At 64.3% G+C, this 23,632-nt stretch carries 23 protein-coding genes; 7 read left to right on the top strand and 16 right to left on the bottom strand.

What is annotated here, in order from left to right:
- The first annotated feature begins 7 nt into the window (after positions 1-7).
- Entirely contained in the window at positions 8-484 is a 477-nt protein-coding gene (locus AC07S4_RS27610; protein ID WP_494989650.1) for a DUF7931 domain-containing protein, read from the top strand.
- A gap of 294 nt (positions 485-778) precedes the next feature.
- Complete coding sequence (locus AC07S4_RS27605) at positions 779-1,051, top strand: hypothetical protein (protein ID WP_494989649.1); 273 nt, start codon at positions 779-781, stop codon at positions 1,049-1,051.
- 131 nt (positions 1,052-1,182) lie between these two features.
- Here AC07S4_RS27605 and bamC read toward each other — a convergent pair whose 3' ends face one another.
- The 9 genes from bamC to AC07S4_RS27560 all read right to left on the bottom strand — a co-directional run bounded on the left by bamC (position 1,183) and on the right by AC07S4_RS27560 (position 9,184).
- Complete coding sequence (bamC, locus tag AC07S4_RS27600) at positions 1,183-2,337, bottom strand: NlpB/DapX family lipoprotein (RefSeq protein WP_494989648.1); 1,155 nt, start codon at positions 2,335-2,337, stop codon at positions 1,183-1,185.
- Between the two features lie 37 nt (positions 2,338-2,374).
- Positions 2,375-3,253 carry a 4-hydroxy-tetrahydrodipicolinate synthase gene (gene dapA / locus AC07S4_RS27595; RefSeq protein WP_494989647.1) on the bottom strand — a complete coding sequence of 293 codons (879 nt, stop codon included), beginning with the start codon at positions 3,251-3,253 and terminating at the stop codon, positions 2,375-2,377.
- Between the two features lie 96 nt (positions 3,254-3,349).
- Positions 3,350-3,898 carry a class I SAM-dependent methyltransferase gene (locus AC07S4_RS27590; RefSeq protein ID WP_494989646.1) on the bottom strand — a complete coding sequence of 183 codons (549 nt, stop codon included), beginning with the start codon at positions 3,896-3,898 and terminating at the stop codon, positions 3,350-3,352.
- Complete coding sequence (locus AC07S4_RS27585) at positions 3,895-5,097, bottom strand: tryptophan--tRNA ligase (protein ID WP_494989645.1); 1,203 nt, start codon at positions 5,095-5,097, stop codon at positions 3,895-3,897. The genes AC07S4_RS27590 and AC07S4_RS27585 overlap by 4 nt, the downstream gene beginning before the upstream one ends.
- 5 nt (positions 5,098-5,102) lie before the next feature.
- A complete protein-coding gene (locus AC07S4_RS27580; RefSeq protein WP_494989644.1) occupies positions 5,103-5,777 on the bottom strand; it encodes a site-2 protease family protein in 675 nt (224 codons plus the stop codon).
- Positions 5,778-5,841: 64 nt separating this feature from the next.
- Positions 5,842-6,465, bottom strand: coding sequence for an L-threonylcarbamoyladenylate synthase (locus AC07S4_RS27575; RefSeq protein WP_161072711.1), 624 nt, complete (start codon positions 6,463-6,465; stop codon positions 5,842-5,844).
- 9 nt (positions 6,466-6,474) lie between these two features.
- On the bottom strand, positions 6,475-7,359 hold the full coding sequence (gene htpX / locus AC07S4_RS27570) for a protease HtpX (RefSeq protein ID WP_494989643.1): 885 nt from the start codon (positions 7,357-7,359) through the stop codon (positions 6,475-6,477).
- 78 nt (positions 7,360-7,437) lie between these two features.
- Positions 7,438-8,268: a 3',5'-nucleoside bisphosphate phosphatase gene (locus AC07S4_RS27565; protein WP_494989642.1), complete on the bottom strand. Its 831-nt coding sequence runs from the start codon at positions 8,266-8,268 to the stop codon at positions 7,438-7,440.
- Positions 8,269-8,308: 40 nt separating this feature from the next.
- On the bottom strand, positions 8,309-9,184 hold the full coding sequence (locus tag AC07S4_RS27560; protein ID WP_494989641.1) for an alpha/beta fold hydrolase: 876 nt from the start codon (positions 9,182-9,184) through the stop codon (positions 8,309-8,311).
- Between the two features lie 169 nt (positions 9,185-9,353).
- Here AC07S4_RS27560 and AC07S4_RS27555 point away from each other — a divergent pair, with 169 nt between their 5' ends.
- The 4 genes from AC07S4_RS27555 to AC07S4_RS27540 all read left to right on the top strand — a co-directional run bounded on the left by AC07S4_RS27555 (position 9,354) and on the right by AC07S4_RS27540 (position 14,557).
- Complete coding sequence (locus AC07S4_RS27555; RefSeq protein ID WP_494989640.1) at positions 9,354-9,878, top strand: gamma carbonic anhydrase family protein; 525 nt, start codon at positions 9,354-9,356, stop codon at positions 9,876-9,878.
- Positions 9,879-9,881: 3 nt separating this feature from the next.
- Positions 9,882-10,847: an Hsp33 family molecular chaperone HslO gene (gene hslO / locus AC07S4_RS27550; protein ID WP_494989639.1), complete on the top strand. Its 966-nt coding sequence runs from the start codon at positions 9,882-9,884 to the stop codon at positions 10,845-10,847.
- Positions 10,848-11,030: 183 nt separating this feature from the next.
- The gene (locus tag AC07S4_RS27545; RefSeq protein WP_494989638.1) at positions 11,031-13,397 is read left to right on the top strand and encodes a TonB-dependent receptor; all 2,367 of its coding nucleotides are present in this window, start codon (positions 11,031-11,033) and stop codon (positions 13,395-13,397) included.
- Positions 13,397-14,557, top strand: coding sequence for a glycerophosphodiester phosphodiesterase family protein (locus tag AC07S4_RS27540; RefSeq protein WP_494989637.1), 1,161 nt, complete (start codon positions 13,397-13,399; stop codon positions 14,555-14,557). Before AC07S4_RS27545 ends, AC07S4_RS27540 begins: the two co-directional genes overlap by 1 nt.
- 14 nt (positions 14,558-14,571) lie before the next feature.
- Here the strand turns inward: AC07S4_RS27540 and AC07S4_RS27535 are convergent, their stop codons facing one another.
- The 6 genes from AC07S4_RS27535 to pyrG form a co-directional block, all read right to left on the bottom strand.
- Positions 14,572-15,738 carry a hemin-degrading factor gene (locus tag AC07S4_RS27535; protein WP_494989636.1) on the bottom strand — a complete coding sequence of 389 codons (1,167 nt, stop codon included), beginning with the start codon at positions 15,736-15,738 and terminating at the stop codon, positions 14,572-14,574.
- Between the two features lie 13 nt (positions 15,739-15,751).
- Positions 15,752-18,022, bottom strand: coding sequence for a TonB-dependent receptor domain-containing protein (locus AC07S4_RS27530; RefSeq protein ID WP_494989635.1), 2,271 nt, complete (start codon positions 18,020-18,022; stop codon positions 15,752-15,754).
- 105 nt (positions 18,023-18,127) lie between these two features.
- Positions 18,128-18,451 carry a cell division protein FtsB gene (gene ftsB, locus AC07S4_RS27525; protein WP_494989634.1) on the bottom strand — a complete coding sequence of 108 codons (324 nt, stop codon included), beginning with the start codon at positions 18,449-18,451 and terminating at the stop codon, positions 18,128-18,130.
- A 41-nt stretch (positions 18,452-18,492) separates the two neighbouring features.
- Complete coding sequence (eno, locus tag AC07S4_RS27520; protein WP_494989633.1) at positions 18,493-19,776, bottom strand: phosphopyruvate hydratase; 1,284 nt, start codon at positions 19,774-19,776, stop codon at positions 18,493-18,495.
- 175 nt (positions 19,777-19,951) lie between these two features.
- Positions 19,952-20,806: a 3-deoxy-8-phosphooctulonate synthase gene (gene kdsA / locus AC07S4_RS27515; RefSeq protein ID WP_161072722.1), complete on the bottom strand. Its 855-nt coding sequence runs from the start codon at positions 20,804-20,806 to the stop codon at positions 19,952-19,954.
- Entirely contained in the window at positions 20,803-22,485 is a 1,683-nt protein-coding gene (pyrG, locus tag AC07S4_RS27510; RefSeq protein WP_494989632.1) for a CTP synthase, read from the bottom strand. The genes kdsA and pyrG overlap by 4 nt, the downstream gene beginning before the upstream one ends.
- A 222-nt stretch (positions 22,486-22,707) precedes the next feature.
- Here pyrG and AC07S4_RS27505 point away from each other — a divergent pair, with 222 nt between their 5' ends.
- Positions 22,708-23,109 carry a PRC-barrel domain-containing protein gene (locus AC07S4_RS27505; RefSeq protein ID WP_161072724.1) on the top strand — a complete coding sequence of 134 codons (402 nt, stop codon included), beginning with the start codon at positions 22,708-22,710 and terminating at the stop codon, positions 23,107-23,109.
- A 57-nt stretch (positions 23,110-23,166) separates the two neighbouring features.
- Here AC07S4_RS27505 and AC07S4_RS27500 read toward each other — a convergent pair whose 3' ends face one another.
- Positions 23,167-23,622, bottom strand: coding sequence for a GNAT family N-acetyltransferase (locus AC07S4_RS27500; RefSeq protein ID WP_494989631.1), 456 nt, complete (start codon positions 23,620-23,622; stop codon positions 23,167-23,169).
- Positions 23,623-23,632: the final 10 nt, after the last annotated feature.

Below are 23,632 nucleotides of genomic sequence, written 5' to 3'. Positions count from 1 at the left end.
AGCGCGCATGGAAAAGCAGATCCAGCCCTTCGATACCCGCGCGGGCTTCCAGGAGCAATTGCGGGTCTGCATTTCCCGCGCCCACCTGACGCTGCAGCTGTTCGACCCGGATTTCGCCGCCTGGCAGCTCGGCAGCAGCGAAATGGACGCCTTGCTGCGCCATTTCCTGTCCAAACACGGCAGGCTGACGCTGCTGGCGCACAGCAATGCGGAACTGGAGCGCAACGCGCCGCGCTTCCAGCGCCTGCTGCGCGACTACAGCCACGCCATTGAGTGCCGCCGCTCCAGCCCGGCGCTGCGCCTGCTGACCGACTCCTTCTGCATCGCCGACCAGCTGCACGTGGTGCGCCGTTATCATTCAGACCACTTCCGCGGCGAAGCCGTGTATGATTCAGCAACCGACACCCAGGTCTGCGGCGAACGTTACGCGGAAATGTGGGCCGAGTCCTTGCCCGGTTTGAGTGCGGACACTACTGGACTCTAGCCCCGTTCAATGTAGAATGCTGCTGTTCGACAGGTATGCCGGTAATGGCAGGCGATGCAGGCAAATGGCTGAGGAAGCAATTTATTGCGTTATCGCAAAATAGTTGCGATTTCGGCCTTCTATGCTATTGCGACGCACCAAAAATCGCTATAATATTCGGTTAGGAAGTTTCCGTTGTCTGGCAGGCACCATTTGGTACGAAAGGCCTACGAAGACGCCCTAATGAGCGATAATTACCGGTAATTATTCATCGCAACATTGTTGTTTATTTTTTGAATTAATTAAGGAAAACCCATGAAAAAATCCCTGCTGATCGCCTCCCTGCTGGCCGTTGCTCTGGCTGCTTGCTCGAAAAAAGAAGAAGCTCCTGCTGCTCCAGTAGCAACCCCAGAAGTAGCAGCTCCTGCTGCTGCTCCAGCTGCTCCAGCCGCTGACGCTGCTGCTCCAGCTGCTGTTGCTCCTGCTGCTGAAGCCGCTGCTGCTGCCGCTTCGGCCGCTTCCGCTGCTGCTGTTGCCGCTTCGGCTGCTGCTTCGGCTGCTTCCGCTGCTGCTGCTCCAGCGAAGTAATCAGTCAGTTGGAAAAGAAAAACCGGCCTCGGCCGGTTTTTTTTCGCCTGCGTTTTTGCCGGCGCCGCCCGGCCGCAAATGCCGGGACGTAAAAAAACCGGCCGAGGCCGGTTTTTTCATGGCTGCCCAGCTTACTTCAGCTGTTCGTGCAGCAGTACCAGGATCTTCTCGCCGGTGGCGGTGGTTTCCGGCTTGCCGTCGTTGGTCAGCACGGCCACGTCGCTGGTGGTGCCTGCGCCGGCCTTGACGGTCACGCGGTAGCGCTGCGCTTCCTTGTCCTTCTCGGACGAGCCCCAGCTGAACAGCCTGGAGAAGAAGCCCTTGGTTGCGCCGGCATCCTGGTCCACATAGCGGACGAAGTAGATGCCGTTCACGCGGTCGCGGTCTTCCACGGTGAAGCCGGCGCGGTCCAGCGCCAGGCCCACGCGGCGCCAGGCGCGGTCGAAGCCCTCGTCCACTTCCACCAGGCGGGTTTCGCCTGCGCCTTTGAGCGTGGCGTGCTGCGGCTGGACAATGGCGTTGTCCACGGCGGTGCGCGCCTCGGCTTCGTCCTTGCCGCCGCCCAGCTTGGTCATCAGCTTGGCAACGAACAGGGCTTCCAGGTTGGGATCGTTAGGACGCGCGGTCCACATCGTGCTTTCCTTCTGGGCGCCGGTAATGACTTCTTCCGCGCCGCGATGGCTGATGTAGATCTCGGTGCTGCCGTCCGGCAGGCGTTCCAGGCGGGTGCGGTATTTATCGCGCTCGCCGCTCGAATACAGCGAATCGAATACCTTGCCGATGGTGTTGCGCACGAAGTCCTGCGGGATCTTGGCGCGGTTTTCATTCCATTCCGTTTCCAGGATGCCGGCCTTAGGCTCGTTCAGCGACAGCGTGAAGCCCGACTCTTCCCAGAAATTCTTCAGCTGCGGCCACAGCTGCTCAGGGGTCTGCTTGACCACCAGCCAGCGCTGGTTGCCCGCACGCATGACTTTCACGCTGTCGGTGCCGGTCGAGGCCACCTGGTTGCTGCCGCCCGCCGGAGCGGCCACGCCCGTGCCGCCGGCGGCGCGCTGGGCCTGGTAGCCGGACGCCGTGGCCACGCCGCGGTTGCTATCTGGCAAAGAATAGCGGTTATCGGTCTGCAACTGCGTCAAATCAGGCGGCACGTCCAGCGTGCTGGCTTTCTTGGCGGACTTGTAATCAACCTTGTCATTGCCGATAACCGAACTGATCATGCCGCAGCCGGTCAGGCTGACGGCCACGGCGGCGATGGCGGTAAGGGATGCTGTCTTGCGAATAGTCATGTTTTACTGGAAAGGAAAGTCCCGCCGGGAGCGGTGCTTAGTTGATCAGGCCGGCTTCGCGCAGCGCGCCGCGCACGGTCTCATGGTACTCGGGTGCCAGCGGCACCAGCGGCAGGCGTATGCCGGCAGGCATCATGCCCATCTCGGCCAGCGCCCACTTCACAGGCACCGGATTGGGCTCGACGAACAGTTTCTGGTGCAGCGGGAAGACCTTGTTATTGATTTCGATGGCCTTGGCGATGTCGCCGGCCATGGCGGCCTTGCACATTTCATGCATGGCGCGCGGGGCCACGTTGGCGGTCACCGAGATATTGCCCTTGCCGCCGGCCAGCATCAGGGCCACGGCGGTGGGATCGTCGCCGGAGAAAACGGCGAAGTCCTTGGGCGCCAGGCGCAGCAGGTCCAGGCCGCGGCCGATATTGCCGGTCGCATCTTTGACGCCAATGATGTTCTTGATGGCGGCCAGGCGCACGATGGTCTCGTTCGACATGTCGGCCACGGTGCGGCCCGGTACGTTGTACAGGATCACAGGGATATCCACTGCTTCGGCGATGGCCTTGAAGTGCTGGTACATGCCTTCCTGGGTAGGACGGTTGTAGTACGGCACGACTTGCAGCACGGCGTCCGCGCCCGCTTCCTTGGCGTAGCGGGTCAGTTCGATCGCCTCGGCGGTCGAGTTGCCGCCGGCGCCGGCGATGATGGGAATACGGCCCTTGGCGTGCTCCACGGTGGCCTTGACCAGGGCGCAGTGCTCATCAACGTTGACGGTGGCCGATTCGCCAGTGGTGCCCACGATGACTATGCCATCCGTACCTTCGGCAATGTGCCAATCGATCAGCTTGTTCAAACCCGGATAGTCCAGACTGCCGTCTGCGTGCATCGGGGTGACAATTGCTACTATGCTGCCCTTAATCATAGTTAACCAAAACAGTAAGATATTAAAACAACGATTGTAGACGATAGGCCGGGTCTGTGGTGCTTCCCGGCGCAGTATCGCATATTAAAAATACGATTAAAACGGCGGCAAGAGGGCCGCAACGCGCGGGAATTCCGCTTTCACCGCGCAGATGCGCTGCACCAGCGCCGGTTTTGGTGTTTCCACCAAGCCATCTTCAAAGGCGATCACGCGCAATTCGTGCTTGGCCGCCCACGCCAGCAACTCCCCCGGCGCCAGCAGGAAATCCGGGTTGGACGGCTTGCCGAACTGCGCATTGCCCTCAGAAAAAGTCTCGTACAGCAGCACGCCATTCGGCGCCAAGCTGGCCAGCATGTCCGCAATTAGCGGCCGATGCAAGTAGTTTGTGACCACGATGCCGGCAAAACGGCCAGGGCCGAAAGGCCACACCGCGCCGTCCGCTTCCAGGTCGATCTGGGAGGTGACGATGCCGTCGCCGTTGACGGCCGCCAGCGCATCGGCATTCTGGTCCACCGCCACCACCGAGTGGCCCAGGGCCACCATATGGCGCGCGTGGCGGCCGGTGCCGCAGGCCAGGTCCAGCACTTCGCCGCCCGGCACCAGGGGGGCGAATCGTTTGATCCAGGGTGAAATTTCATCGTTCATGTATATGACAGTCCCATTGCTTCGCGCACATCGCGCATCGTTTCCTGAGCCAGCTTGCGGGCCACGTCGTTGCCGTCCGCCACAATGGCGCGCACCAGCGTGGGGTCGTCCAGATAGGCCTGGGCGCGCTCGTGCATCGGCTCCTGTTCCTTGATGATGGCGTCGATCACCGGCTGCTTGCACTCGATGCAGCCGATGCCGGCCGAGCGGCAGCCCTTCACCACCCATTCCTGGGTGGCGTTGTCCGAATAGACCTGGTGGAACTGCCAGACCGGGCAGCGCGCCGGGTCGCCCGCGTCGCTGCGGCGCACGCGGGCCGGATCGGTCGGCATGGTGCGCACTTTCTTGGTCACTACGTCCTTGTCCTCGCGCAGTGCGATGGTGTTGCCGTAGCTCTTGGACATCTTGCGCCCGTCCAGTCCCGGCAGGCGGGACGAGGCGGTCAGTCTGGCTTGCGGCTCCACCAGGATCAGCTTGCGGCTGCCTTCCAGGTAGCCGAACAGGCGCTCGCGGTCTATCATCGACAGGCTGTGGGCGTCGTCCAGCATGGCCTTGGCCTGCTCCAGCGCCTCGTCGTCGCCGTCCTGCTGGAATTGCGTGCGCAGCTCGTTGTACAGCTTGGCGCGCTTGCTGCCCAGCTTTTTCACCGCGTCCTGCGCCTTCTGCTCGAAACCCTTCTCTTTACCGTACAAATGGTTAAAACGGCGCGCAATTTCGCGCATCATTTCAATGTGGGGCACCTGGTCCTCGCCCACCGGCACTTCCGACGCGCGGTAGATCAGCACGTCGGCCGCCTGCAGCAGCGGATAGCCGAGGAAGCCGTAAGTTGCCAGGTCTTTATTGGCCAGATTCTCGATCTGGTCCTTATACGTGGGCACCCGCTCCAGCCAGCCCAGCGGCGTGGCCATGGACAGCAGCAGATGCAGCTCGGCGTGTTCCGGCACGCGCGACTGGATGAACAGCGTGGCCTGCGAGGGATTCACGCCGGCCGCCAGCCAGTCCACCAGCATGTCCCAGGTGCTGCGCTCGATCAGCTCCGGGTCGTCGTAATGGGTGGTGAGCGCGTGCCAGTCGGCCACGAAGAACAGGCAAGGCTGCTGGGCCTGCATCTTGATCCAGTTGGCGAGGGCGCCATGGTAATGGCCCAGATGCATGGCGCCAGTTGGGCGCATGCCGGAGACGACGCGGTCGGGGTACATGGCAGTTAGTAAAGAAGCGCTTGAAGTGGCAACACCAGCAAGATGAACAGCGAACGGCACGCGTGCACCATTACCGCAAGGAACGGACTCAGGATGCCGGTGTACATCAGCACCAGCAGGCCAATGAACACGTATGGGCCGTAGCGCTCGATCTTGGCAAATTTATACGCCAATTGGGCTGGCAGGATAGCGGTGACGATGCGGCCGCCATCCAGCGGCGGCACCGGGATCAGGTTGAACACGCACATCATGGCATTGGTCAGCATGCCGGCCTTGCCCATTTCGATCAAAAAGGGCTCGGTTACGCCCACGCGGGCCATCAGCACCAGCGCAATGGCCCAGCCCACCCCCATAGCGAAATTGGCGGCCGGACCGGCAGCGGCAACGAAACCCATCTGCTTCTTCGGATTGCGCAAGCGGCTGTAGTCCACCGGCACAGGTTTGGCGTAGCCAAAAGCAATACCGAGCGGGCTCAGCGCCAACATCACAGGCAGCAGCACTGTGCCGAACCAGTCGATATGGGCGATGGGATTAGCGGTCAGCCTGCCCTGCTGCTCGGCGGTGGTGTCGCCGAAATATCGGGCCACGTAGCCGTGGGCGGCTTCATGCAGGGAGATGGCGAAAAGCACAGGGATCGCGAAGACGGCGATGGTTTGTATCGTTTGGTTGAAATCGGTCATGGGTAAATTCTACCAGAGCGGGATGGCCGGCCTGGCGAGTGAGGGGGTTGGGGGATGGCCGCGCCTACAGGCCCAGCACGGCGGGGTCGCCCCGGCCCTGGCGCACCAGCTCCGGTTCCGGGCCGCTCAGGTCGATCACCGTGGTCGGCTCGAAGCTGCAGGCGCCGCCGTCGATAATCAGGTCGACCTGCTTTTCCAGGCGCTCGCGCACGGTGTCCGGATCGGTCAGCGGCTGGTCGTCGCCCGGCAGTATCAGCGTGGTGCCCAGCAGCGGCTGCTGCAGCTCGGCCAGCAGCATCTCGACGATGCAGTTCTCCGGCACGCGCAGGCCTATGGTCTTGCGCGAGGGATGGCTGAGGCGGCGCGGCACGCAGCGGGTCGCCTCCAGGATAAAGGTGAACGGCCCCGGCGTGGCTCCCTTGAGCAGGCGGAACTGCTTGTTGTCCACGCGGGCGTAGACGCCGATCTCGCTCAGGTCGCGGCACAGCAAGGTCAGGTGGTGCTTCTCGTCGATGCCGCGGATGCGGCGCAGGCGCTCGACCGCGCTTTTATCGTCCAGATGGCACACCAGGGCGTAGCAGGAATCCGTCGGCAGCGCGACGATGCCGCCGCCGTGGATGATCTGCGCGGCCTGCTTGATCAGGCGCAGCTGCGGGTTGACCGGATGGATCTGGAAATATTGGCTCATGGGCTAGGCTCAGCGCGGCAACTGCTGCAGGGCCGCGATGCGCTGTTCCATCGGCGGGTGGGTAGAAAACAGCGCCGACCAGCCGCCGCCGCCGGTAATGCCGGAGGCCGCCATGTTCTGCGGCAGCGCGCCCGGCTCCAGGCCGCCCAGGCGGGCCAGCGCGTGCTGCATCGGCACGCTGCTGCCCAGCAGCTTGGCCGAGCCGGCGTCGGCGCGGAATTCGCGCTGGCGCGAGAACCAGGCCACGATGATGGAAGCCAGCAGGCCGAACACGATTTCGCACACGAACACGGTGACCATATAGCCGATGCCGTTGCCGCTGCTGCGCTGGTCGTCCTTGCTGCGCAGCATATTGTCGACAAAGAAGCCGACTATGCGCGCCAGGAACACCACGAAAGTATTCACCACGCCCTGGATCAGGGTCATGGTCACCATGTCGCCGTTGGCAATGTGGGCCACTTCATGGCCCAGCACGGCTTCCACCTCGTCGCGGTTCATCGACTGCAGCAGGCCGGTGGACACCGCCACCAAGGCCGAATTCTTGAACGCGCCGGTGGCGAAGGCGTTCGGCTCGCCGTCATACACGGCCACTTCCGGCATGCCGATGCCGGCACGCTCGGCCAGCTGGCGCACGGTGGCCACCAGCCATTGCTCGGTGGAGTTGGCGGGCGCGTCGATCACGCGCGCGCCGGTGCTCCACTTGGCCATGGGCTTGCTGATCAGCAGCGAAATAATGGAGCCGGTGAAGCCCACCACCAGCGAAAACGCCAGCAGGCTGCCCATTTGCAGCTGGCCGCCCGCCGTCGGACGGCCTATGCCCAGCAGCGACAGCACCAGCGACAACACCAGCATCACGGCCAGATTGGTGGCGATAAAGAGGACGATACGTTTCATATTGCTTTGCTCCGCAGAGTTATCCGAGCATAAGATATGGCCGGATAGCCGGAATTACAAGTCCGCTTACAACTGGCATCAGAACCAGTCGTGCCAGACCGGGGTCACATTGCCCGGCAGCGGCGGCAGCAGCTTGAAGTCCACCCGTGCCTCGCCGGGCGCATGGAAATCGGTGCCGCGCGAGGCCAGGAAGCCGTAGCCATTGGCCAGGCGCGCGTATTCCGGATACTGGTCCGGCGTATGGCTGCCGGTGACCACCTCGATGGCCGCGCCGCCCAGCTGTTTGAACTGGTCGAACAGCACGCCCTGCGCGGTGTCGCTGAACTTGTAGCGGCCCGGGTGGGCAATGACGGCAATGCCGCCGGCGCCGCGTATCCACTGCACCGACTGCTCCAGGCTGGCCCAGCGGTGCTCCACGTAGCCGGGCTTGCCTTCGCACAGGTATTTCTTGAACACTTCCGAGGTATTGCGGCAGGCGCCGATTTCCACGATGTAGCGCGCAAAGTGGGTGCGCGACATCAGGTTCGGGTTGGACACGTATTTCAGCGCGCCTTCGTAGGCGTCCGGAATGCCGGCCTTGGCCAGCTGGGCGGCGATTTCACGGCCGCGGTTGTCGCGGCCAGAGCGGGTCGCCTCCAGGCCCTGCACCAGAGCGGCGTTGTTCTCGTCGATCTGCAGGCCGACGATGTGCACCGTCTCGTTGGCCCAGGTGATGGAGATCTCCACGCCGGTCACAAAGCGCATGCCCTGCTCGGCGGCGGCGGCGCGGGCGGCCGGAATGCCGCCCACTTCATCGTGATCGGTCAGCGCCCACACGTCCACCCCGGCCTCGCGCGCCACCTTGGCGACCTTGGCCGGCGGCAGCACGCCGTCGGAAACATTGGAATGGCAATGTAAATCTACATTCATACGGGCAGGATTTTCACAATATTTGAAACCTTATTGTACGCTACGCGAGAAACTCCTCCAGCATGGCTGCAAGCTGTTCCGGCTGGTCGTGGTGCAGCATGTGGCCGGCGTTGTCCATCATGCGGGTGGTGACGTTGGCCAGGTGGCCCAGGCGGCGGTCGATTTCCACGCGTGCCTCCTCCTTCGGCCCCATCCACAGCCACATATTGGTGTGCTCGGCCTCCACCCACAGCACCGGCGCGGTAATGGCGCGCCAGCATGCCATCACCTCCTCCACGTGGTACAGCAGCGGGTTGATGCGCTTGTGCGCCGGGTCGCCCAGGATTTCCCACTCGCCCTTGTCGTTCTGCCCAGCCCAATGGCCGGCCAGGAAGGCGGCGCGTGCGTCGGACAGGCGCGGATTGGTCTTCTGCAGCCGCTTGGCCACTTCCGCCAGATCGGCGTAGCCACGCATTTCCTGCGGCTCCAGCAGCTCGTCCATCCACTTGGCGTAGCGGCCCGGCGCCTGGTCCGGCGTGGTGGTCTTCATGCCGAAGCCCTCCAGGTTAATCAAACGGCGGATGCGCTCGGGGCGCGCGCCCGCGTACAGGCCCACCACATTGCCGCCCATGCTGTGGCCCAGCAGGTTGACCGGGCTGTCCGGCTGGTAGTGGCGCAGAATGGCGTCCAGGTCGCCCAGGTAGTCGACGAACCAGTAGGTATCCACGCGCGGGCGCTCGGTCAGGCCGAAGCCGCGCCAGTCCGGCGCGATCACGTGCCAGTCGCCCTGCAGCGCGTCCACCACGAACTGGAACGAGGCGGACACGTCCATCCAGCCATGCACCATGAAGATCTTGGGCGCCCCTTCCCTGCCCCAGTGGCGGATATGGGTGCGGTTGCCGCGCACATTGATGAATTCGGATCGGGAAGGTTTCATGGTAAATGCAGCCTTGAAAGTAACGCGGCGAGCGCAATATGGGTGCCTTGGACGGGCGCAAGCCCTGATAATAGCACGATCGTTCGCAAAGCCGGCAGCGAGCCGGGCCCCGGCAGGCGTAAAATAGCGCCATTCCACCGTTTCCACAAATATACACTTTGGGCTTTCCATGACCATCTACCAGCTGGGCGAACACGCGCCCGAGATTGATGCATCCGCCTTCGTCGCCGACACCGCAACCCTGATCGGCAAGGTCACGCTGCACGCCAACGCCTCGGTATGGTACGGCACCACCATACGCGGCGACAACGAGCGCATCACCATCGGCGAGAACAGCAATGTGCAGGAAAACTCCGTCATGCACACCGACATGGGCTACCCGCTCACCTTGGGCAAGAACGTCACCGTGGGCCACACCGCCATGCTGCACGGCTGCACCGTGGGCGACGGCTCGCTGGTCGGCATCGGCGCGGTGATACTGAACGGCGCCAAGATCGGCAAGGGCTGCCTGGTCGGCGCCGGCGCGCTGGTGACCGAGGGCAAGGAATTCCCGGACAACCAGCTCATCATCGGCGCTCCGGCCAAGGCCGTGCGCACGCTGACGGAAGAAGACGTGGCCAAGCTGCTGCTCGCCGCCGACGGCTATGTGAAGCGCGGCCTGCAGTACAAGACGCAACTCAAGAAAATAGGATAAATAATGAGCATTACCCCCGATCTGGCCGCTGGCCAGGACACGCTGCAGAAATTCATCTTCGACAACGCTTCCGTGCGCGGCGAACTGATCGACATTTCCGCCACCTGGCGCGAAGTGCAGGCGCGCCACGAGTACCCGGCGCCGGTCAAGCGCGTGCTGGGCGAGATGGTGGCCGCCGCCGCGCTGCTGTCGGCCAACCTGAAGTTCAACGGCTCCATCATCATGCAGATCCACGGCGACGGCCCGGTGCGCCTGCTGGTGGTGGAATGCGACGCCGACCTGCGCGTGCGCGCCACGGCCAAGCTGAACCCGGACCTGGAAGTGCCCGCCGACGCGGGCGTGATGCAGCTGCTGAACGCGCACGGCAAGGGCCGCTTCATCATCACGCTCGACCCGGCCGACAAGATGCCGGGCCAGCAGCCCTACCAGGGCATCGTGCCGCTGGACGGCGACGACGTGGCCACCGTCATCGAGAACTATATGCAGCGCTCGGAACAGCTGGACACCAAGCTGTGGCTGGCGGCCGACGACCAGGTGTCGCGCGGCATGCTGCTGCAGAAGCTGCCCCACCACGGCGGCAACGCCGAGGCGGCCCAGCTGTCGCAGGAAGAAGCGCTGGAGACCTGGAACCGCGCGGTCATCCTGGGCTCGACGCTGAAGCAGGAGGAAATCCTCGGCACCACCATCGACGTGCTGCTGCAGCGCCTGTTCTGGGAAGAGACCATCCGCGTCTTCGATCCGGTGCATCCGTCCTTCCATTGCAGCTGCACCCGCGAAAAAGTGGGCAATATGCTGAAGATGCTGGGCCAGGAGGAAGTGGAAGGCGTGCTCGATGAGCAAGGCACCGTCGCCATCAACTGCGATTTCTGCGGCCAGCACTACGAGTACGACAAGGTCGACTGCGCCCAACTGTTCGTCACCAGCGCCCCCGCCGAAGTGCTGATGCACGCCAGCGAAGCCAAGCACTAAGCTGCCTTGGCGGGTTACGCCGGCTTGCGCCGGCTAGCCCGCCCTACGGGGCGCTTGGCCGCCCCCCCTCCCCCCTCCCCGCCTGATTCATCAAATCGTCATCCTCCCGTCATGCCGCCGTCATACCGGCTGGTTACGCTGCGCGTCGTTTGCATTTCTCCCAATGTTTCCAACGACAGGCTCATGATGAACAAGACTCTCCTCGCTTCCGCCATCTGCATGGCATTCTCCTTCCCCGCCATGGCAGCCGAACCGGAGGCGCCGGCGGCGCCCGACAGCGGCAGCGAAATGGCCGCAGCCGTGGCCGGCCCTGTCGCCACGGTGGAAGTGGCCTCGCGCAAAACCCGCTCCTCGGTGGCGATGACCAAGAACGACATCCAGAAAATCCTGCCCGGTATTAATCCGCTGAAGGCCTTGCAGGCCCTGCCCGGCGTGAGCTTCCAGACCGCCGACCCATGGGGCAACAACGAACAGAACCTGTCGCTGTTCGTGCACGGCTTCAGCGGCCAGCAACTGGGCTACACCATGGACGGCGTGCCGCTGGGCGACCAGCAGTACGGCAACTACAACGGCCTGTCGCCGCAGCGCGCCGTCATCAGCGAGAACGTGCGCAGCGTGATCCTGTCGTCCGGCGCGGGCGACCTGGCCACCGCCTCCACCAGCAACCTGGGCGGCACCATCGAGACCTTCTCCAGCGACCCGCTGGCCGCGCGCGGCGCCACCGTGCAGCAGACCCTGGGCAGCTACCGCACCTCGCGCACCTACGCGCGCTTCGACACCGGCACCTTCGGCGACGGCAACAGCGCCTACATCTCGGCCGCGCACCAGAAGCAGCGCGCCTGGGACTTCAACGGCAAGCAAGGCGGCGACCAGGTCAACGCCAAATTCGTCAACCAGAGCGAAGCCGGCAAGCTGACCCTGTACTTCGCGTACTCGGACAAGATCGAGCCGAACGAGGACAGCACCGTGCACGTGGCCGGCGAAACCAGCGCCCCCTATACCCGTCCCTTCACCTATCCAGACTTCGCCTACGCGCTGAGCTACCTGTCGCCCACCGGCGCCACGCCTGCGGCGGAGGGCAACAACTACCGCAACTACTACAGCGACGCGCAGCGCAAGGACTACCTGGGCTACGCCAAGTTCGACTGGCGCCTGGGCGAATCCACCACCTGGAGCAACCAGGTCTACCACCACGACGACGACGGCGTGGGCGTGGTGGCCGGCCCCATCGGCGTGGCGGGCCTGCCTGCGCTGTTCGCGGTGTACTACCCGAACCAGAACCTGAAGCAGGTCTTCGGCGGCTCCGGCTACGCCACCCGCACCACCGAATACGACATTAACCGCAGCGGTTTCCTGTCCACGCTGCGCAGCGAATTCGGCAGCCACACGGTGCAGGGCGGCCTTTGGTATGAGCACAACAAGTCCTCGGCCTACCGCCGCTGGTACGCGCTGGACGTGAACAACCCAAGCTCGCCATACGACCGCCCTTCGAATCCGCTGATCACGCAGTACGGCAGCACCATAGACAACAAAGTCATCCAGCTGCACCTGCAGGACGAATGGCGCATGCGCGACGACGTGGTGCTGCAGGCCGGCTTCAAATCGAGCCTGCAGGACGCGGACGGCCAGTTCCCGGTGCAGCCCAAGCTGGGCGCCATCTCGGGCGGCTCCAAGGCGCTGCCGGTGGGCCAGATCGAAACCAAAAAATGGTTCCTGCCGCAGATCGGCGGGCGCTGGGACCTCACCGCGCATGACCAGGCCTTCTTCAACGTGCAGAAAAACATGCGCCAGTTCGTCACCTACGGCGGCGGCGGCGCGTCGCCATGGTCGCTGGCCAGCCAGCAGGCTTTCGACCTGTTCAAGTCCACCGCCAAGCCTGAAACCTCGGTCACCTACGAGGCCGGCCTGCGCAGCAGCCACCAGTTGGACTGGGGCATGCTCAAGGCCTTCGACGGCCAGGTCAACGTCTACCACGTGGACTTCAAGGACCGCCTGCTGCAAATCAGCCCCACTCCGGTGATCTCGGCCATCATCGGCGGCAATCCGGTACTGGCCAACGTGGGCAGCGTGAAGATCGACGGCATCGACTTGTCGGGCACGCTGCACTTCGGACGCGGCTTCTCGCTGTACAACGCGCTGTCCTATAACCGCTCCACCTACGAGGACAACTACAGCAACGGCGCCACCGTGGTGCCGACCGCAGGCAAGACCGTGCCGGGCAATCCGCAATGGATGAACAAATTCGTCGCCACCATGACCATGGCCGACACCGAGTTCCAGCTCAGCGGCGAGTACGTGGGCAAGCGCTACGCCACCTACACCAATGACCTTTCGGTGCCGAGCTACTTCCTGCTGGGCCTGGGCGTGTCCGGCCAGCTGCCATTCCTGAACGGCGGCCTGGTGAAGAACGCGCGCTACCGCGTCAACGTGAGCAACCTGGCGGACCGCATGGGCAGCCTGAACGTGGTGGTGGGCGCGGCGGACAAGACCTACAACACCTTCCCGATCGCCCCGCGCCAGGCCTTCGTGACCGTGATGGCGGACTTCTGATGGACACCATCCTCACCGCGCGCCGCCTGCTGTCGCGGCGCGGCTTCATCGGCAGCGTGGCCGCCGCCGGCGGCGGCGCGCTGCTGGCGCCGGCCGCCTTTGCCGCCGCCGGAATTGGCGCTGGCGGCGCGGGCGGCGCGGGCAGCAGCACGAAGCCGCTGGTGTTCGCCCACCGCGGCGCCAGCGCGCTGCGGCCCGAGCACACGCTGGCGTCCTACGCCAAAGCCATTGCCGACGGCGCGGACTACGTGGAGCCGGACCTGGTCTGCACCAGGGACGGCATCCTGGTGGCACGCCACGACGCCTTCCTGAACGAGACCACCGACGTGGCCAAGCGTCCAGAATTCGCCAGCCGCCGCGCGCGCAAGACCATAGACGGCCAAACGCATGAAGGCTGGTTCGTGGACGACTTCACGCTGGCCGAAATCAAGACGCTGCGCGCCGTCGAGCGCATTCCTGAATCGCGCCCCGGCAGCGCGCAGTTCGACGGCATGTTCCAGGTGGTGACGTTCGAGGAAATCATCGACTTCGTGGCGGCGCAATCGGCCGCAACGGGCCGCGTGATCGGCCTGGTGCCAGAGCTGAAAAGCTCGGCCTACTTTGCCGGCGCGGGACTACCGCTGGAAGACCGCTTCTTCGCCACGCTGGCCGCGCACGACTATACGCGCCGCCACCCGGTGGAGATCCAGTCTTTCGAAGTGGCCAATCTGAAGTATGTGCGCGACAAGCTGGGACGCCGCGCCAACATCCGTTTGATGCAGTTGGTGGGCGCGCCCACGCAGCGTCCGGCGGACGTGGAGGCGGCCAACGGCGCCCTTACCTACGGGCAGATGTGCACGCCCGCCGGGCTGAAGGCGATCGCCGCTTACGCGGACGTGGTGGCGCCGCCGACGCGCATGCTGATACCGCTGAAGCAGGACGGCTTCCTGGCCGAGCCAACTTCGCTGGCGGCCGATGGCCGCGCAGCGGGCTTGCGCGTGGAGACGTGGACCTTCCGGCCGGAGAACCGCTTCCTGGCTGCGGATTTCCGCAGCAGCGCAGGCGAGCATGCGCGCAATCCGGCCGGTTCGGTGGCCGAGATCAAGCGCTATCTGAAGCTGGAGCTGGATGGGTTCTTCACCGACGATCCTGCACTGGGCCGAGCCGCTGTCGACGGCTGAGCAACGCCGCAGGCTTAGGCCTGCGGCAGATTGCGCGTCAAATCCACCCAGGTCTGCGGCTGCGGCTTGGCGCGCTCGCGCACGCCGAAGAAGGTCACCACCAGTTCGCCGTTCTTGTCGAAGAACTCCACCGACGTCACGCCCGCGCGCTGCACCACGTAGCCGCTGTTGAAGGCGGTTTCGCGCAGGTGCAGGTTGAAGTCCGGGTCCAGCACGTTGTACCAGTCGCCGCTGGCTGCGGTCTTCTCAATCACGCCGCTGAAAATCTGCGTAACCGAACCATTGCCCAGGAAAGCCATGATGGGCAGCTTCTGCCTGGCCGATTCGTCCAGCAGATTGCGCACCGCTTTCGGCGACACGCGCTGCACGGCGCCTTCGGGCGCCAGGCGCATGGCCTGTTCGCGCGAGATGCCGAACTCGCCCAGCAGGCGGTTAAACTGGTGCACGTCCGTCATCTCCTTCCAGGCCAGCTGGAACTCTTTCACGTCCACCGCGCTGTCGGCTTTCTCCACCGGCTTCGGCGCCGCCGCCAGCACCTTCAGCGCGGCGTTCTGGTCCGCTGCGCGGAAGTCCGCCACCAGCTTGTCGAAGATGCCGACCGCCGCTTCGTTCTTCAGGTACAGCTTGTGCACCGCGTTGCCGTTCTCGTCGAAGAACTGCAGGCTACGCGAGGTCTGGCCATCGCGGCCCGGCTGCTCCACGGCGAAAGCGTGCTTCCAGTTGGCGAAGTTGAAGCGCAGGTCGATCTCGCCGCCCAGGTAGCCGCCGGCGATGTTGCGCATGCGCGCTTCGCGTTCGGGATCGCCGGGCGCACCGGCCGCAGTCTGCGCCGCCGCCGCGTCCTGCTCGATGCGGGTGGCGATGCCGGTGCGTTCCAGCACGCCGTTTTCATTGCGCGTCAGGGCCAGCACTTTGCCCAGGTCGAGCGCGCGGCGCATGATTTCGCGCGGGGCGTTGCCGTCGTTCTTGAGCAGCGTGGCGGTCTTGCCGATGCTGGTGGCCAGCAGTTCTGCCTCGGACACGTTGAGGGCGCGCGCGGCGTCGCGTATCTGCAGCTTGGGCTGTTCGGTGCGCAGCTTCTCCCAGCGCTGGGCCAGGGCGGCGTCCGCCGCCATGGCGGGCATGGCGCCGAACACGAGGGCGCTCGCAAGCGCCAGGGCATAACGGTGATGATGCTTCATATGGTCTCCAGTATCAGTACATCAGTTTAAAGGTAACGGCGTAATTGCGTCCGGTTTTCACCTGGCGTTCGATGTCGGCCAATGCGGTGGCGGTGGCGCCCGCCGCCAGCGTGCGCGCGGAGGCGTAGTCCCAATACTTCTTGTCGCCCAGGTTGTAGGCGCCGGCGGTAATCACGGCGTTCTTGCCGACGTTGAAGTAGGCGGCCAGGTCCACCACGGTGGACGCGGGCACGGCGAACAGCACCGTGGTGGCGCCGCTCACCACATCCGGCTTGGCCTGCTTGGCGCGCACATGCACGGTGGTCAGGGACACGCCGCCGCGCTGGCCGGGATCGTCCCAGGCCAGGGTGGCGCTGCCTTTGTAGGGCAGCACGGTGGCGAGGTCGCCCTTCTTGCCGGTCTTGTCGTTGGTGGTGGTGCCGCGCGAACCGCCCGCCGCCAATGCCACGCTGGCGCCTTGCATGGGTGCGGACCACAGTCCCAGGTCGATGCGGCTGCTCATTTCCACGCCCCAGATGCCTGCACGCGCCACGTTCTCGGGACGGAACAGGCCCTGGCTCAGGGTCGGGTAGTTGACCGGGTCGGCCGGCTGGGCCACGTATTCGATAAAGTTGCGGTAGGCGGTGTGGAAGGCCGATGCGCTGAACTGGACGCCCTTGCGCGGCTCGCCTTTCACGCCCAGTTCGACCGCGTTGCTGGTTTCCTTCTCCAGCCTGGCGTTGCCCAACACGCCATAGCCCTGCCCTGCGCCGGTGTAGCTGAAGGAGTCGTAGGTGCTGGTGCGGTCGGCGCCGCTCGGCATGCGCGCACCGCGCTTGAAGCTGGCGTAGGCGTTGAAGCTGGGCGCCAGTTCGACCGACAGGCCCAGGCTGGGCGCCAGGTAGCTGTCGCTGTCGTCCTTGAGCTCCTTGGCGGCGGACGGCACGGCGACGAGGTAGTTCTCCAGGTTTTTGGGGCTCAGCTTGCGGTGCTCGAAGCGCAGGCCCGGCGTCAGCGTGGCGCTGTGGCCGGCCAGCGCGAAGGCGACGTCGCCGCGCGCATAGGCCGCGAACTTGAGCGTGTCCATGTCCGCCATGCGGTTCTTTTGCGTGAGCTGGTGAGTGGTAGTGCCCACCACCAGCCTGTCCTCCTTCCACGGACGGCGGGTTTCCAGGTCTTCCAGGGTGAAGCCGTAGTTCAGCAGCGTGGCCGCGTTGAGCTGCTTGCCCGCGTCGCTGGCGATGCCCACGCTCTTGTTGTACAGGCCGGTGGAAATGTCGCGCGTGTAGGGACGGCCGCCGGTGATGTAGGGCGCGTGGGTGTTGTCTTCCACTTTCGCGTCCTGCACGTAGAGGCGGGTGTCGATGCTGTCGAACAGCAGGCCGCCGGCGGCGGCGTAGCCGTGGTCCAGGCTGACGCGCGTGCGGCGCGTGGCGGACGCCTGCTGCGAGCCTTCGGGATAGAGCGAGAGCTGCTTGTTCTTGATCTCGCGGTCGTGTTCGGACTTGAAGGCGTCCACGGTGAAGCCCAGCTTGTGGCCGGCCAGCGGCGCCCAGCTGAATTTGCCCAGCAAGGCGTCCGACGACCAGTCGTCCGGATTGAGCACGGCATTGCCCTTGCTGCCCAACTGCTGGCCGTCGCGGTGCACCAGTACGGCCAGGGCTTTCAGCGCGCCCAGGCCTGCGGCGCCGGTCAGCGCGTGCATCCTGGCCTTGTCGCCCGAGGTGTAGCCGAATTTGTATTCAGCGTAGCTGTCGCGGGTGGCGCCCAGATAGTCTTCCGGCGACTTGGTGACGAAGGACACGCTGCCGCCCAGGCCGGGCGTGCCCGCCCCCGCCGCCGAGGTGCCGGAGCCGATGCGCACTTCGCGGAAGGTTTCCGGGTCAAAGTAGTCGCGGCCCACGCCGAAGCTGTTCAGGGTGTTGCCGTCCGGCTTGGGCGCGGCGTCCGGCAGCGAGATGCCGTCCAGGTCCAGGCTCACGCGGTTGCCTTCCACGCCACGGATGTTGAAGCCGGTGTTGCCCGCGCCGTCCCAGATATTGCCGGAGCCGATGCCGGCCGCCGGCACGCTGATGAGCGGCTCGTAGCGCGCCATATTGGCCATGTCGGTGGCGTTGCGCCTGGCGAGTTCGGCGCTGCCTATGACGGTGGTGGTGCCGGCCCTGGAGGGCGCGTCCTCGCGCTGGGCGGTGACCAGGATTTCGTTCAGTTGGGTGGTTTGGGCGATAGCCGGTGCGGCGGGCACGGCGAATGCGGTCAGCAGCAGCGCGGCAAGGCGCCGCCGGCGCGGGGGGTTGGCAGCCATAGAATTCCAGATGGGGAGAGGTTTAAGGCTGGCTCTCCTTGTGGATATCGCTGGCAACGGCGCATATTAACAAGAATGATTCTTATTTACAAGTGCGCATGGTGTTCAGGGGTGGGGCGCAGCGGCTGCGGCGGCTTGCGGTTGCGGCTGGTCCTGGCCCTTGCCGACGATCTGGATGTAGATTTCGTTCTGCTTGATCATGCTCAGCTCGAAGCGGGCCCGTTCTTCGACGGCGCCGGTGCCGTCCTTGAGGTCGCGCACTTCGGAATCGAGCTTGGCGTTGCGGCTTTTTAGCTCGTCGTTCTTCTTCTGGGCCACCGCCACCTGGCTTTCCAGGTCGGCGACGCGCAGCCAGCCGCCTTTCCCCAGCCAGAGCGGGTACTGTATCAGCAGCAGCAGCGCTGCCAGTGCGAGGGTAATCAAACGCATAGGGAAAAGCCGGCCAGGCAAGCGCCCGGCCGGCGTGGTGCTTACTTCAGGTTGTAGAACGCGTCGCGGCCAGGGTAGGAAGCGATGTCGCCCAGGTCTTCTTCAATGCGCAGCAGCTGGTTGTACTTGGCCATGCGGTCCGAACGGGACATGGAACCGGTCTTGATCTGCAGCGCGTTGGTGCCCACGGCGATGTCGGCGATGGTCGAGTCTTCGGTTTCGCCCGAGCGGTGCGAGATCACGGCGGTGTAGCCGGCGCGCTTGGCCATTTCGATGGCGGCGAAGGTCTCGGTCAGGGTGCCGATCTGGTTGATCTTGATCAGGATGGAGTTGGCGATGCCCTTCTGGATGCCTTCTTTCAGGATCTTGGTGTTGGTGACGAACAGGTCGTCGCCCACCAGCTGCACGCGCTTGCCCAGCGCGGCGGTCAGCGTCGCCCAGCCTTCCCAGTCGCCTTCGTGCATGGCGTCCTCGATCGAGATGATCGGGTACTTGTCGCACCAGGTGGCCAGCAGGTTGGTGAACTCGACGGCGGTCAGGCTCATGCCTTCGCCGTCCAGCTGGTATTTGCCGTCCTTGTAGAACTCGGAGGCGGCGCAGTCCAGGCCCAGCGCGATCTGGGTGCCCGGCTCGTAGCCGGCTTCCTCGATGGCCTGGATGATGAGCTTGATCGCTTCTTCATGGTTGGCCAGCGATGGGGCGAAGCCGCCTTCGTCGCCCACGGCGGTGCTCAGGCCCTTCTTGTGCAGGATCTTTTTCAGCGTGTGGAACACTTCCGCGCCGTAGCGGATGGCTTCCTTGAAGGAAGGCGCGCCCACCGGGATGATCATGAATTCCTGGATGTCCAGGTTGTTGTCGGCGTGCGCGCCGCCGTTGATGACGTTCATCATCGGCACCGGCATCTGCATGGCGCCCGAACCGCCGAAGTAGCGGTACAGCGGCAGGCCGGCTTCTTCGGCGGCGGCCTTGGCCACGGCCATCGACACGGCCAGCATGGCGTTGGCGCCCAGGCGCGACTTGTTCTCGGTGCCGTCCAGGTCGATCAGGGTGCGGTCCAGGAAGGCCTGTTCATTGGCGTCCAGGCCCATGATGGCTTCCGAGATTTCGGTGTTGATGTTTTCGCAGGCTTGCAGCACGCCCTTGCCGAAGTAGCGCTTCGGATCGCCGTCGCGCAGCTCGATGGCTTCGCGCGAACCGGTCGATGCGCCTGACGGCACAGCCGCGCGGCCCATCACGCCCGACTCCAGCAGCACGTCGCATTCGACGGTAGGATTGCCGCGCGAATCGATTACTTCACGGCCGATAATGTCTACGATAGCACTCATGTCATACTCCAAAAGTTTAAGCAAAACTGTTGCTCGCGGGGCCAGTCTGGCTTGACCCCGCGCAAGGTGCAGCAAGGGTAACAGACGGCAGCCGGATGTGGAAGCGGGTCCGGCGTATGTGTTCTATACGCCGGACCCGCCCGGTAACTCATGATTCTGTCTGCGCAGTGGTAACTTAGTTAAAACTGGTTTCCAGGAAGCCCGCCTTCTTGGTCACACGGTCCAGCTCGATCAGCACCGACAGCAGCTCCTTCATGCGGCCCAGCGGCACCGCGTTCGGGCCGTCCGACAGCGCGGTGGCCGGGGTCGGGTGGGTTTCCATGAACAGGCCGGCCACGCCCACGGCCACGGCCGCGCGCGACAGCACCGGCACCATCTCGCGCATGCCGCCCGAGGAGGAACCATTGCCGCCCGGCAGCTGCACCGAGTGGGTGGCATCGAACACCACCGGGGCGCCGGTTTCGCGCATGATGGACAGCGAGCGCATATCGGACACCAGGTTGTTGTAGCCGAAGGAGGCGCCGCGTTCGCAGGCCATGAAGTTGTCTTCAGGCAGGTTCTTGGCGGCCGCCGCGGCGCGCGCCTTGGCGATCACGTGCTTCATGTCGCCCGGGGCCAGGAACTGGCCCTTCTTGATGTTCACCGGCTTGCCCGACTCGGCGCACGCGTTGATGAAGTCGGTCTGGCGGCACAGGAAGGCCGGGGTTTGCAGCACGTCCACCACGGACGACACCACTTCGATTTCCTCGATGGTGTGCACGTCGGTCAGCACCGGCACGCCCAGTTCGCGCTTGACGTCGCCCAGGATCTCCAGGCCTTTTTCCATGCCCGGACCACGGTAGGACGTGCCCGACGAACGGTTCGCCTTGTCGAAGGACGACTTGTAGATGAAGGGAATGCCCAGCTCGGTGGTCATTTCCTTCAGCGCGCCGGCCACGTCGAACGCCATCTGGCGCGACTCGATCACGCAAGTGCCGGCGATCAGGAAGAAGGGCTGGTCGAGGCCTACGTCAAATCCGCACAGTTTCATGCTGCATCTCCTTGGAGCTGGTTTTCAACCGCATGCAGACCCTTGGACGCTTTTTGCGCCAGCGCTGCCTTGATGTAGGACGTGAACAGCGGGTGGCCGTCGCGCGGGGTCGATTTGAATTCAGGGTGGTACTGCACGCCCATATACCATGGGTGCGCGTTCTCGCCGGTGCGCGGCAGTTCCATGATTTCGCACAGGTCTTCGGTCGGGGTGCGCGCGGCAACCACCAGGCCGGCGGCTTCCACGCGGCCCAGGTAGTGGTTGTTGGCCTCGTAGCGGTGGCGGTGGCGCTCGGTCACCACGCTGCCGTAGATTTCCGATGCCAGCGTGCCCGGCTTGACGGCGCAGGCTTGCGCGCCCAGGCGCATGGTGCCGCCCAGGTCCGACTTCTCGTCGCGCTTTTCAACCTTGCCGTCCAGGCCTTGCCATTCGTCGATCAGGGCCACCACAGGCTGGTCGGTCTGCGGCTCGAACTCGGTGGAATTGGCGTTCGTCAGGCCGGCCTTGTGGCGCGCGTATTCAATCAGTGCTACCTGCATGCCCAGGCAGATGCCCAGGTAAGGGATCTTGTTTTCACGGGCGAACTGGGCCGCCATGATCTTGCCTTCCACGCCGCGCTTGCCGAAGCCGCCCGGCACCAGGATGGCGTCGTACTTGGCCAGCTCGGCGCAGCCGGTGGTCTCGATCTCTTCCGAGTCGATGTACTCGATGTTGACCTTGGACTCGTTGTGGATGCCGGCGTGACGCAGCGCTTCGGTCAGCGACTTGTACGACTCGGTCAGCTCCACGTATTTGCCGACCATGCCGATCGACACTTCCGCTTTCGGGTGCTCCAGCGTGTAGATCAGCTTGCTCCACACGGACAGGTCGGCCGGGGCCGGGTTCAGGTCCAGCGCTTCGCAGATGATGGCGTCCAGGCCCTGGTCGTGCAGCATCTGCGGCACTTTGTAGATGGTGTCCACGTCCCACACCGAGATCACGGCCTGCTCTTCGATGTTGGAGAACAGCGAGATCTTGGCGCGTTCGTCTTCCGGAATGGCGCGGTCGGCGCGGCACAGCAGCGCGTTCGGCGAAATGCCGATTTCGCGCAGCTTCTGCACCGAGTGCTGGGTCGGCTTGGTCTTCAGTTCGCCGGCCGAGGCGATGAACGGCACCAGGGTCAGGTGGACGAAGGCGGTGTTCTTGCGGCCTGCGCGCAGGCTCAGCTGGCGCGCCGCTTCCAGGAAGGGCAGCGACTCGATGTCGCCCACGGTGCCGCCGATTTCGCACAGGGCCACGTCGTAGCCTTCCGCGCCGCGGCGGATGTAGTCCTGGATTTCATTGGTGATGTGCGGAATCACCTGCACGGTCTTGCCCAGGTACTCGCCGCGGCGTTCCTTGCGGATCACGGATTCGTAGATCTGGCCGGTGGTGAAGTTGTTCACCTTTTTCATGCGGGTGGAGATGAAACGCTCGTAGTGGCCGAGGTCGAGGTCGGTTTCCGCCCCGTCGTCGGTAACGAAGACTTCACCGTGCTGCATGGGGCTCATGGTGCCTGGATCGACGTTGATGTACGGATCGAGCTTGAGCATGGTGACTTTGAGGCCGCGCGATTCGAGGATCGCGGCGAGGGAGGCGGCGGCTATCCCTTTACCAAGGGAAGACACAACGCCACCGGTGACGAAGACATATTTGGTCATTGCGGGTCGGTGCCGAACGGCACGTGCGGGAAATTGAAATTATAGCGCAAATTGCGCGATTCTTCATCAGTACGGCTGCAAATAGCCCGAACGCCAGCGCTATTCCCCCGGCTCGGCTGATAAAAACGGCAAGATTGCATGCTGTGTTGGACAGCGTACAGAGCCGCCTGCGCGCTTGCCGCAGAATGGGTTTTCAATGACATTTCCACAACGGAGGACGACATGAGCTACGAAGAACGCGATGCCTACGGCATGTATGTAGACCGGGGCCACAAGGGCCCAGGTCCTGAACTGATGGGCGCCGACACGCTGATCGGCGACCACGTGCACAATCTGCAAAACGAGCACCTGGGCGAGATCAAGGAGATCATGCTGGACATGCGCTCGGGCAAAATCGCCTACGCGGTCATGGCCAGCGGCGGCGTGTTCACGCTGGGCGAGCGGCTGTTCGCGGTGCCTTGGGAGGCGCTGACGCTGGACACGGTGAACAAACGCTTCACGCTGAACATCGACAAGGACCGCATCGACAACGCGCCCGGCTTCGACACCGAGCACTGGCCTAATATGGCCAACCAGGCCTGGGCTGCCGAGATCCACAACTACTACGGCACCAGCGCGCGCTAGCTCCTGGCCGCTGCATCAAGTAAGCCTGCCTGTACGCGCCCTCTCCGGGCGCGTTTTCTATTGTTCCAGCCGCATCGGCACGTAGGCAATGCCGTGCTGTTCAACGCGCGGGCCGGTGGCGGCAAAGCCGAAGTGCCGGTACATCGGCACCGCGTAGACGGAAGCATTGACCGTGATCGCCTGCCCCGCCGGCACCGCCGCGCGCGCGGTGTCCCACAGCTGGCGCGCATGGCCCTGGCCATGATGGCGGCGCGCCACGTACAGGTGGAACAGATGCGTGCCGTGGCGCAGCGCGACGACGCCGGCCAGGCCGCCATCGAGCCAGCCGGTCCAGTATTGATACTCTTCGCCCGTCACATAGCGTTCAATCGCCCCGGCCGCCATGCTCAGCATGAATTGCTCCGCACCGGCGCCGTCCGGCGCCAGCGTCATAAACGGCATCAAGTCATGGATCAGCGCGCTGATCGCCCCCGCATCCCCACGCTCCGCCTTCCGCATTAACATTTTTTCCATGCCGCCATTC

Source organism: Pseudoduganella sp. GW821-FHT05F09, assembly GCF_059419605.1.
This window is presented reverse-complemented; position numbering and strand designations above follow the sequence as displayed.

Coding starts and splice junctions, on each gene's coding strand:
- pyrG (WP_494989632.1), bottom strand. CDS start 22,485: ATGACCAAATATGTCTTCGTCACCGGTGGCGTTGTGTCTTCCCTTGGT.
- AC07S4_RS27545 (WP_494989638.1), top strand. CDS start 11,031: ATGATGAACAAGACTCTCCTCGCTTCCGCCATCTGCATGGCATTCTCC.
- AC07S4_RS27535 (WP_494989636.1), bottom strand. CDS start 15,738: ATGAAGCATCATCACCGTTATGCCCTGGCGCTTGCGAGCGCCCTCGTG.
- dapA (WP_494989647.1), bottom strand. CDS start 3,253: ATGATTAAGGGCAGCATAGTAGCAATTGTCACCCCGATGCACGCAGAC.
- AC07S4_RS27530 (WP_494989635.1), bottom strand. CDS start 18,022: ATGGCTGCCAACCCCCCGCGCCGGCGGCGCCTTGCCGCGCTGCTGCTG.
- AC07S4_RS27500 (WP_494989631.1), bottom strand. CDS start 23,622: ATGGAAAAAATGTTAATGCGGAAGGCGGAGCGTGGGGATGCGGGGGCG.
- AC07S4_RS27505 (WP_161072724.1), top strand. CDS start 22,708: ATGAGCTACGAAGAACGCGATGCCTACGGCATGTATGTAGACCGGGGC.
- AC07S4_RS27555 (WP_494989640.1), top strand. CDS start 9,354: ATGACCATCTACCAGCTGGGCGAACACGCGCCCGAGATTGATGCATCC.
- ftsB (WP_494989634.1), bottom strand. CDS start 18,451: ATGCGTTTGATTACCCTCGCACTGGCAGCGCTGCTGCTGCTGATACAG.
- AC07S4_RS27540 (WP_494989637.1), top strand. CDS start 13,397: ATGGACACCATCCTCACCGCGCGCCGCCTGCTGTCGCGGCGCGGCTTC.
- kdsA (WP_161072722.1), bottom strand. CDS start 20,806: ATGAAACTGTGCGGATTTGACGTAGGCCTCGACCAGCCCTTCTTCCTG.
- hslO (WP_494989639.1), top strand. CDS start 9,882: ATGAGCATTACCCCCGATCTGGCCGCTGGCCAGGACACGCTGCAGAAA.
- AC07S4_RS27585 (WP_494989645.1), bottom strand. CDS start 5,097: ATGTACCCCGACCGCGTCGTCTCCGGCATGCGCCCAACTGGCGCCATG.
- htpX (WP_494989643.1), bottom strand. CDS start 7,359: ATGAAACGTATCGTCCTCTTTATCGCCACCAATCTGGCCGTGATGCTG.
- AC07S4_RS27580 (WP_494989644.1), bottom strand. CDS start 5,777: ATGACCGATTTCAACCAAACGATACAAACCATCGCCGTCTTCGCGATC.
- AC07S4_RS27590 (WP_494989646.1), bottom strand. CDS start 3,898: ATGAACGATGAAATTTCACCCTGGATCAAACGATTCGCCCCCCTGGTG.
- AC07S4_RS27605 (WP_494989649.1), top strand. CDS start 779: ATGAAAAAATCCCTGCTGATCGCCTCCCTGCTGGCCGTTGCTCTGGCT.
- AC07S4_RS27560 (WP_494989641.1), bottom strand. CDS start 9,184: ATGAAACCTTCCCGATCCGAATTCATCAATGTGCGCGGCAACCGCACC.
- bamC (WP_494989648.1), bottom strand. CDS start 2,337: ATGACTATTCGCAAGACAGCATCCCTTACCGCCATCGCCGCCGTGGCC.
- AC07S4_RS27610 (WP_494989650.1), top strand. CDS start 8: ATGGAAAAGCAGATCCAGCCCTTCGATACCCGCGCGGGCTTCCAGGAG.
- AC07S4_RS27565 (WP_494989642.1), bottom strand. CDS start 8,268: ATGAATGTAGATTTACATTGCCATTCCAATGTTTCCGACGGCGTGCTG.
- AC07S4_RS27575 (WP_161072711.1), bottom strand. CDS start 6,465: ATGAGCCAATATTTCCAGATCCATCCGGTCAACCCGCAGCTGCGCCTG.
- eno (WP_494989633.1), bottom strand. CDS start 19,776: ATGAGTGCTATCGTAGACATTATCGGCCGTGAAGTAATCGATTCGCGC.